We start from the raw sequence: 8071 nt of genomic DNA, 5'->3' as shown, positions 1-8071 counted from the left end.
TTAGCAGATTCAGGGGCACCTGAGCGACTCTCAATCTAGCTAAAAGCCTTTTCCAATAAAGGTTGTAGCTTCTTTCAGCAAACCCTAATTATATTTTACAGTGATGGCTTAACTAATTTTCCCCCAGCCTTCCCACCTCACTCCCAAAAATCAGTCTTTAAAATCGTCTGCCAATCCCTCCCATAGGGCCATTCCTTCGGAAAAGACACCGCCTTATACTCACCCCTGACATTAACCAAAGCACGCCGCCAGGCTTCCAGGAAATTCTCATCCCACAAAGACTTTAAACTAGGAACCTGACTCAGCAAAATATCAAGCTCCGTTCGTTGAGTGCGGATCGTTCTCTCCCAACCATTGTGATCGTAAGCCAAATCAACGTATAGACGCTTCAGCAAATGCTCCATGAGGACAATTAAGCGACTTAATAACTCCCGTTTTTGCGACACGCCCAACGCCTCTACCTCCTCAATCAAATGCTCCAAATCCAAACTAGCAAAATCCCTTGCTTTTAGTTGTTTAACCGTTTGCTCCACCCAAAGCAAAATATCCTCTTCGTAAAGTGATTTAACCATTTGTCTTTGCCGAAATTAATCACGTCTTTTTAGTATAGGCCAGTCCACCCAACAGTAAATCCTCTACCTAAAAGTCAGGCAAAAATTGTATCAACGATCGCACCTTAACTAATGAGAAAATAAGGGATAAGTCGGTTGATTAGGGTTTTTATTAAGGGTTTGACAATCCAAACTCTGTTTTTTGTTCGTTGGCTAACTATAGCTTGACTGCCACGGTGGTTGCTTTATTCATCTGGCACAGTCAATTAATTCCTTATTGGATAAGCCTTTTAGCGTGGAGAATGTATCATAAAGATATTATCCAACAAGGTTTTTAGATTTATTCAGCAAGCCCTAAATAATCATCATTTTTTCTACCGCTAGGGCAGCGGGTGGGAGCGCCTCCAGCTTCAAGGTAACGCTGTCCTCCTCTAGCAGCAATTTCACCAATTTTTGCAGATTTTTATTGAATTTCTGTGGCTGTTTTCAAAGTCATTCATTTTTGTTATTCTCCATGATTTTTTAACCATTGAAATGAATGGAGTTCGATCATTTCTCATCTGGCAAAGCTAAAATTTCATCCCCAATTAAATCAGGTAAATTTTCGGTATGAACGTGCAAATGAGTAATTGAACCTGTTAATTCTGCCCAAATATCTCCCTTTTGGTCATCAGTTAGGTTTGATAATTTAAGTTGACTTAGTAAGAATAAAACCGTCTCGCATTCTTCACCTAATTCAGATAATAAGGTGGCTAAGGTGGGCTTGACTTTTCAGGGTTTTTCAATGTTTGAAATCATCGCTTATTTTCCTCTGTTTAATCACTTTTCTGCTCTAGATAAACTTTTTTCTAAACCTTTAATTTCTCTTTTCCAGTAATCAATATTGTTTATTTCTCCTTGATAAGTATGAAGTTCTGGATTTTGTTTAAATTGTGCTTTTCTCTGGATAATTCTCTCAATGTCTTGTGAGGGGACGGCGGAAGTTTTTATAATAAATCTTTCTTCATCGGGGTATTCATTGATTTAAGGTATATTTAGAGTAATTTACGGAACTCTTCAATAGTTAAACCAGCATCTTGAATTATCCCACCCATTGTAAAAGCTTTGATGGGGTTATTTCGAGGAATGGTTACTTGACGTATTCCATCACTCATCACGATATGTTTACTCTGACGTATTATGTTAAATCCCGCTTTTTCTAAAGCGCGTACTGCTTTAAGATGATTGATACCAGCAAGTTTAGGCATATCAAAACTTATTAGCAGTTACTTCAATTTCTCTTATTTCGACACCATGCAACCTATCTTTCAAGGCTGCTAAATAATCCTCAATAGCATCTTGAATATTAAGGAATGCTTCTTCTTCTGTATCACCCTCAGACCAACAACCAGGTAAAGCAGGTACGCAAACGCTTATCCCTTCTTCAGACCGATAAATAGCAATTTGGTATTTCATTTTTTGTATATACAATATTTGCTTTTCTGCATCATCATAACATTAATATTATCACAATCGCAAAAACCCTAATAATTTCGTAAGAAAACCTCAAATGTCGCAGTTTGAAAAAACTCCGACACACCTTATATGCTATAATTTACAAGTCGCAGCGAGAGAAACTTCATCATTAGGTAAATAATAGTCGTCCTTTTGGTTCAGGAATGACTCGTTCTAGTTGTTTTGCAGTTTCAATCCATTCTTGAATAACAAGTTCAGCATTTTGTACAGCTTCTTGATAGGTTTCTCCATCTGCCATACATCCTGCTAATTCTGGAACTTCAACAATAAAAGATTGATCTTCCTCACTCCAATAAATAATTAATTCATAGCGAATTTTCATCTTTGCCTCCTAATTTATATTTTAAAATTAGATTACGAATTTGTTTGACTTGATAAGTTGTGTAGGTTGGGTTGAACAGAGTGAAACCCAACAATTATAGGCTTTGTGTTGGGTTTCGTGCCTCAACCCAACCTACTACTACTACTGAACCAGAGAACAAAGAATCATCATAACATTATTGATCATCTGGCAAAGCTAAAATTTCATCCCCAATTAAATCAGATAAATTTTCGGTATGAACGTGCAAGTGAGTAATTGAGCCTATTAATTCTGCCAAAATATCCCCTTTTTGGTCATCAGTTAGGCTTGGTAATTTAAGCTGACTTAGTAAGAATAAAACCGCCTCGCATTCTTCACCTAATTCAGATAATAGAGTGGCCAAGGTAGAGTTGACTTTCAAGGGTTTTTCAGTGTTTGAAATCATTGCTTATTTTCCTCTGTTTAATCGCTTTTCTGCTCTAGATAAACTTTTTTCTAAACCTTTAATTTCTCTTTCCCAGTAATTAATTAAGTTTTTATCGGGGGATTCTTTTTGTTTCTCATTGGCAATTTTTTGATGATGGTTCAGAATTTGATAACGAATGCTTTCAACAGATTTACGAAATTTCTTTTTTGACAAGTATTTACTCCTAACTTGCGCTGGTTAATATCTATCGTAATTATAAACCATAGATTATGTAGGGGAAAATGGCATTTACCCTCCTGGGGTGACGGTGACAGGTATCGAATCGCTGAACCCCTGATAACCTCGTGTGGAAACGATGTAGGATCGGAGTTTGAAAAAACTGCGAAACGCTTTATGAAAAAGATAATGGTGTTCAGCTAACCATTCTCAATGCCTCCCCGTCTCCACGGTAAAATAGGCAATGCTCACCCTAGTCATGCAAGACGTAAAATTTCCCAGATTTTCGGATATTCTCGCTAACTACTTTTGTAGGTCTTCATTGGCCCGAAAAATCGCTTCTTGACCACCACTAGAGGTCACAAAACCCATAAAAGCTTTGACCGCTTCACTAGCAGGTTCTTTGTAAACGTAGTAAAGGGTACGCTGCCAGGGATAATTAGGTTCACTGGGTAAAATTCCCTCAATAGCGAGCGCCCTGACGGTTTTTTGGTTGGCAATTTGGCTATAGGTGGCGTAACTAATGCCATTCAGTCCCAAAACTCGCAAAATCGGGGTCGTTGCATCCCTCACCATCATTTGAAAATTAGTTCCTGTACCAAATTCGGCCCCTTGCAGCACTTCCTGACGAAAACTTTGATAAGTGCCACTAATGGGAGGACGATTAATCACTTGAATAGTAGCAGTAGAACCGCCCACCTCCGACCAAGAAGTGATTTTTCCGGTAAAAATATCTTTAACTTGGGCAGTGGTTAACCCTCCCGCAAAGGGGTTTTTTACTCCCACCACAATAGCGATCGCATCTCGAAAGATCGGACTAGAAGCCAGTCCCTGAGAGCGTTCCGACTCGGTTAAAGGTCGTGACACCGCCGCAATATCGATCGCCCCCCGGGCTACTTCCTCTAATCCAATATCAGATCCTTGAGCATTTGTCAAGACCTCTACCCCCTGAAATTTGGCAGTTAAAGCGGCTTTTAAGGCTTGATTAATCTGTACCATACTGGTAGCGCCGTTAATGCGAATTGTCGTGCCACTGGGAATAGAAGTCGGTGGGGCAAAACTGACCACTCCCTGGGGTGAGGGGGGAGGAGGTAAGGGAGAGGAGGCACTTTCTGATGTTGGGGGTTTTTGCGGACTTTTGCCGCTGACACAGAGAAAGAATTCTTGACCTGCGGCACATTGACTTTGCAGCCAGAAGTAACCCCCACCTAAAATGCCCGCAGTGGATAAAAGAGCGATTATTAAAGCAGTTGTTTCGTTTTTTTGAGACATAATTATTCAGTGAGCGGTGATCAGTTAGGGGATTTGGGGAGATGGGGATTTGGGGAGATGGGGATTTGGGGAGATGGGGAGATTTCAGCTAAATTCCCCACCCCCCCACTACCCCAACACCTAACACCTAACACCCCACTACCTCACTACCCCATCATTTGCTGACATTAGGGGGTCGATCGCCTCCACATCGGTGATCAATGGAAGTTTCGATGATATTATCTTAGTGCATGGAAATCCACTCTTGATTTAGGACTGTATATCATGACCCACGCACCTATATCCCCAGTCGTGCTGGTTATCCTTGATGGTTGGGGTTATCGCCCGCAAAGGTCGGATAATGCGATCGCAATGGCGAAAACCCCGATTATGGATAGTCTCTGGGAAGTGTATCCCCACACCTTAATCCGCACCTCCGCTAAGGATGTAGGCCTACCAGAAGGACAGATGGGCAACTCGGAAGTTGGCCACCTGAATATCGGAGCGGGGCGAGTTGTACCACAAGAATTAGTACGAATTTCCGATGCGATCGAAGATGGTTCGATTCAACAAAATCAGGCTTTATTAAAACTCTGCGGGGAGATTCGCCCCAAAAAAAGCAAATTACACCTAATTGGTTTATGTTCTGAGGGGGGAGTCCATTCCCATCTCGCTCACTTACTGGGATTATTAGACTTAGCGAAAGTGCAAGGGATTAGCGATGTCTGCATTCATGTCATCACCGATGGTCGCGATACTAATGTCACCGACGGGATGCTCGCTATTAAACGGATTCAAGAACATATTAATAAAATCAGTCTCGGTCGCATGGTGACTCTCAGTGGGCGTTATTATGCCATGGATCGGGATCACCGTTGGGATCGGGTCGAAAAAGCTTATAACGTTATGACCAGTGATCAAGGTATTGACGGGCGATCGATCACGGAAGTATTACAGGCATTTTATGACCAAAATATTACCGATGAATTTATTCTCCCCACTAGGATTGCACCGGGGGCGATCGAAGCGGGCGATGGGGTGATATTCTATAATTTCCGTCCCGATCGAGCTAGACAGTTATGTTATGCCCTGACTATGCCCGATTTTGAAGATTTCGATCGAGATTTAATTTCTCCGCTTAGTTTTGTCACTTTCACCCAATACGATCCGAAATTACCGGTAGATGTGGCCTTTGCTCCCCAGAATTTAAATAATATCTTAGGACAGGTGATCGCTCAACAGGGATTAAAACAATTTCGTTGTGCAGAAACCGAAAAATATCCCCACGTCACCTACTTTTTTAATGGGGGACTAGAAAAACCTTTTGAGGGAGAAGTGCGCGAATTAATTCCTAGTCCGAAAGTCGCCACCTATGACCAAGCGCCAGCTATGTCGGCGGCCACGGTGACAGCATCGGTCTGTGGGGCGATTGAACAGGGGATCTATAGTCTCGTGGTGGTCAATTACGCTAACCCCGATATGGTGGGTCATACGGGCATTTTAGACGCGGCCATGAAAGCAGTGGAAACGGTGGATCTATGCTTGGCTAAGTTGTTAAGTAGCGTCAATAAATTGGGGGGAACAGTGTTAATCACCGCGGACCACGGTAACGCTGAAACGATGGTGGATGAGTCGGGTAATCCTTGGACGGCCCACACGACTAATCCCGTTCCTTTAATTTTAATTGAAGGGGAAGGGAGAAAAATACCTGGCCACGGTGGCGATGTGCAGCTGCGGGATGATGGTCGTTTAGCCGATATTGCCCCCACTATCCTCGAAATTCTCCAAATTCCCGTCCCAGTAGAAATGACTGGGCGATCGCTGATTAAACCGGCCGAGGTGGAAATTAAAGCCAGTCGCACTCCCGTCCGAATCTCGCTTTAACAGGTAAAAAGTCAATAAAGGGGAATTTTATGCTGAAAACCATCGAAGGTGTTTATCGAGATGGACAAATACACCTAACCGAGTTACCCAATGATATTAGCGATCGCTCACAAGTGCTGGTGACTTTTCTCGATCAAATCGATCCTAGTAAGCTCAGACAACTGATGGAGTATTTAGAGAGCATCGAGGGGATTCAGCAAGGTTTTGAGGAGATCAACTCTGGTAAAACCCGTCCTCTTGCCGATTTTGCCCAAGAAATGGCCGAAAAATATGGTATTTCAGGTTGAAATTACCGCAACTGCCACGGCACAGATCGAAAAAGCCTATCGCTGGTATCGAGTTTATAATGCTGAGTTTGCTGACCGTTGGTTTCGAGGATTAATGAATGCTATTGCGACTCTGCAAGAGAAACCAACTCGTTGTGCTTTAGCGCTCGAACAGAGGATTTTTCTACCCAAAGAAGTCCGACAACTTTTTTATGGGAAAGGTAAAAATGTCTATCGAGTGCTTTTTACAATTAGAGATAGTACGGTTTATGTGTTATATGTTCGCCATAGCGCCCAAGCACCACTAACACTTGAGGATATAGACGATGAAGAGGACCCTAGTTGATAACTAATTCAAAGCTGACGGCTTGATAACTGCTATACTTTGTAATGGAAAATAGAGAGTAATGATCATGACAGTGGTGCTGGTAGTACAGATTATTTGGGCGCTGGCGGCGGCCTTTCTGGCGATTTTGGTGTTATTACACAGTCCCAAAGGGGATGGTATTGGCGGTATTGGCGGCCAATCACAGATTTTTACCAGCGCAAAAACAGCGGAAAAAACCTTAAATCAGGTGACTTGGGCGTTGGGGACGGTATTTATCACCCTAACTATTGTACTGAGCGCCGGCTGGTTAAATCGCTAAATGCTGAGAGGTCGGTTCTCTTTTCTAGGACTCGCAGCCTTGGCGAGTCTTTTGCTGTTTTCCTATTCTTTGATCGCCGACAGTCGAGCGCTACCGGAGTTAAAAACCCATCCTTTACCCGCTAATTTAGCCCAATGGCAAGAGCAAAACCAGTCCGGGGATTATTTTGATGCTGTGGAAATCAGTCCCGTGGGGGCGTTGATTTGGTCGCAATTTCCCGTGAAGATTTACGTTCAAAGCGATCGCAGTTCTTGGCTGAGTTTGGTACAACAGGCGATCGCTGAATGGGGGCAGTATTTGCCGATCGAGTTGGTAAATCGGGCAGAATTGGCCGATATCCTCATTAAACAGGAGTTACCGCCGTCGGGAGTCCGTTTTAATGCCGAAACGGGTAAGTTAGAACTGCCTCGGGTGCGTTCTGCCATAACACAATACGAGATTTTTGTCAAGGAAAATCGCTTAACTCATCGGATGAGTATCCAGATTAGTCCCAATTTAGCCGCTCAGTCGGCTTTAGCGGCAGTGCGGCACGAATTAGGTCACGCTTTGGGAATTTGGGGTCATAGTCCCCTGGAGACGGATGTGATGTATTTCGCTCAAACTAGAGATATTGCCCCGATTTCTAGCCGGGATATTAACACTTTAAAAAAGGTTTATCAGCAGCCAACTAAGTTAGGTTGGCAGATGGATCAGCTAGGGTATCTAATACCTGAATAGGTAAATTTCGGTGGCAGGGTTGTCGGGTTCGATGAATTTGTTGTTAAGGAAGCAACATAGTTTGAAGGCTATTGAAAATTCTTCTGTATCGATCGCTTGAAAGAGATCCCAAATAGCGTACTATCCTATTTGAGTCGATCGCTCGTACCTGATCTAAAAGAATAATAGAATTTTGGGGTAAGCCAGCTTCACCAGTCGCCAATTGGGGATTTGACATCCTCGCCGCCGTAAAACGGACGGCGATTCCTCACCACGCCACTTTTTTAGGGTGGTCGCTGAACGGGGTTGACGCTTCA

The 8071-nt window shown here is 42.9% G+C and carries 13 protein-coding genes; 5 read left to right on the top strand and 8 right to left on the bottom strand.

From position 1 onward, the window contains the following. Positions 1–137: 137 nt before the first annotated feature. The 7 genes from BGL89_RS10500 to BGL89_RS10465 form a co-directional block, all read right to left on the bottom strand. The gene (locus BGL89_RS10500) at positions 138–572 is read right to left on the bottom strand and encodes a DUF29 domain-containing protein (RefSeq protein WP_286825664.1); all 435 of its coding nucleotides are present in this window, start codon (positions 570–572) and stop codon (positions 138–140) included. 1013 nt (positions 573–1585) lie between these two features. Further along, on the bottom strand, positions 1586–1798 hold the full coding sequence (locus BGL89_RS10490) for a type II toxin-antitoxin system HicA family toxin (protein WP_158199315.1): 213 nt from the start codon (positions 1796–1798) through the stop codon (positions 1586–1588). 1 nt (position 1799) lies between these two features. Then, complete coding sequence (locus BGL89_RS10485) at positions 1800–2006, bottom strand: type II toxin-antitoxin system HicB family antitoxin (protein WP_158199314.1); 207 nt, start codon at positions 2004–2006, stop codon at positions 1800–1802. Between the two features lie 169 nt (positions 2007–2175). Next, positions 2176–2388, bottom strand: a complete 213-nt coding sequence (locus BGL89_RS10480) for a type II toxin-antitoxin system HicB family antitoxin (RefSeq protein ID WP_286825663.1) — start codon at positions 2386–2388, stop codon at positions 2176–2178. Between the two features lie 175 nt (positions 2389–2563). Then, a complete protein-coding gene (locus BGL89_RS10475; RefSeq protein WP_024969916.1) occupies positions 2564–2812 on the bottom strand; it encodes a hypothetical protein in 249 nt (82 codons plus the stop codon). 3 nt (positions 2813–2815) lie between these two features. After that, positions 2816–3007, bottom strand: coding sequence for a hypothetical protein (locus BGL89_RS10470; protein WP_149107175.1), 192 nt, complete (start codon positions 3005–3007; stop codon positions 2816–2818). Positions 3008–3313: 306 nt separating this feature from the next. After that, positions 3314–4282, bottom strand: coding sequence for a phosphate ABC transporter substrate-binding protein (locus BGL89_RS10465; RefSeq protein ID WP_286825662.1), 969 nt, complete (start codon positions 4280–4282; stop codon positions 3314–3316). A gap of 264 nt (positions 4283–4546) precedes the next feature. Here BGL89_RS10465 and gpmI point away from each other — a divergent pair, with 264 nt between their 5' ends. The 5 genes from gpmI (at position 4547) to BGL89_RS10440 (ending at position 7775) form a co-directional block, all read left to right on the top strand. Then, entirely contained in the window at positions 4547–6145 is a 1599-nt protein-coding gene (gene gpmI, locus BGL89_RS10460) for a 2,3-bisphosphoglycerate-independent phosphoglycerate mutase (RefSeq protein WP_286825661.1), read from the top strand. Between the two features lie 29 nt (positions 6146–6174). Next, entirely contained in the window at positions 6175–6432 is a 258-nt protein-coding gene (locus tag BGL89_RS10455; RefSeq protein ID WP_002736285.1) for a hypothetical protein, read from the top strand. Beyond that, positions 6416–6757 (top strand): type II toxin-antitoxin system RelE/ParE family toxin, encoded by a 342-nt coding sequence (locus BGL89_RS10450; RefSeq protein ID WP_286825660.1) that lies wholly within the window; start codon positions 6416–6418, stop codon positions 6755–6757. Before BGL89_RS10455 ends, BGL89_RS10450 begins: the two co-directional genes overlap by 17 nt. Before the next feature lie 67 nt (positions 6758–6824). Beyond that, positions 6825–7058 carry a preprotein translocase subunit SecG gene (gene secG / locus BGL89_RS10445; RefSeq protein ID WP_002736485.1) on the top strand — a complete coding sequence of 78 codons (234 nt, stop codon included), beginning with the start codon at positions 6825–6827 and terminating at the stop codon, positions 7056–7058. Then, positions 7059–7775: a peptidase gene (locus tag BGL89_RS10440; RefSeq protein WP_286825659.1), complete on the top strand. Its 717-nt coding sequence runs from the start codon at positions 7059–7061 to the stop codon at positions 7773–7775. A gap of 43 nt (positions 7776–7818) precedes the next feature. On the opposite strand, the gene BGL89_RS10435 is transcribed toward BGL89_RS10440, so the two are convergent. After that, positions 7819–7992 (bottom strand): type II toxin-antitoxin system PemK/MazF family toxin, encoded by a 174-nt coding sequence (locus tag BGL89_RS10435; protein WP_286825658.1) that lies wholly within the window; start codon positions 7990–7992, stop codon positions 7819–7821. Between the last annotated feature and the right edge of the window lie 79 nt (positions 7993–8071).

The organism is Microcystis sp. LSC13-02, assembly GCA_002282935.1.
In the GTDB taxonomy this organism is placed as follows: Bacteria; Cyanobacteriota; Cyanobacteriia; order Cyanobacteriales; family Microcystaceae; genus Microcystis.
The sequence above is the reverse complement of the archived record's forward strand: the minus strand, read 5'-3'. Positions and strand labels throughout refer to the sequence as shown.

Coding starts and splice junctions, on each gene's coding strand:
- BGL89_RS10455 (WP_002736285.1), top strand. CDS start 6,175: ATGCTGAAAACCATCGAAGGTGTTTATCGAGATGGACAAATACACCTA.
- BGL89_RS10485 (WP_158199314.1), bottom strand. CDS start 2,006: ATGAAATACCAAATTGCTATTTATCGGTCTGAAGAAGGGATAAGCGTT.
- BGL89_RS10440 (WP_286825659.1), top strand. CDS start 7,059: ATGCTGAGAGGTCGGTTCTCTTTTCTAGGACTCGCAGCCTTGGCGAGT.
- gpmI (WP_286825661.1), top strand. CDS start 4,547: ATGACCCACGCACCTATATCCCCAGTCGTGCTGGTTATCCTTGATGGT.
- BGL89_RS10475 (WP_024969916.1), bottom strand. CDS start 2,812: ATGATTTCAAACACTGAAAAACCCTTGAAAGTCAACTCTACCTTGGCC.
- BGL89_RS10490 (WP_158199315.1), bottom strand. CDS start 1,798: ATGCCTAAACTTGCTGGTATCAATCATCTTAAAGCAGTACGCGCTTTA.
- BGL89_RS10500 (WP_286825664.1), bottom strand. CDS start 572: ATGGTTAAATCACTTTACGAAGAGGATATTTTGCTTTGGGTGGAGCAA.
- BGL89_RS10480 (WP_286825663.1), bottom strand. CDS start 2,388: ATGAAAATTCGCTATGAATTAATTATTTATTGGAGTGAGGAAGATCAA.
- BGL89_RS10435 (WP_286825658.1), bottom strand. CDS start 7,992: ATGTCAAATCCCCAATTGGCGACTGGTGAAGCTGGCTTACCCCAAAAT.
- secG (WP_002736485.1), top strand. CDS start 6,825: ATGACAGTGGTGCTGGTAGTACAGATTATTTGGGCGCTGGCGGCGGCC.
- BGL89_RS10450 (WP_286825660.1), top strand. CDS start 6,416: ATGGTATTTCAGGTTGAAATTACCGCAACTGCCACGGCACAGATCGAA.
- BGL89_RS10465 (WP_286825662.1), bottom strand. CDS start 4,282: ATGTCTCAAAAAAACGAAACAACTGCTTTAATAATCGCTCTTTTATCC.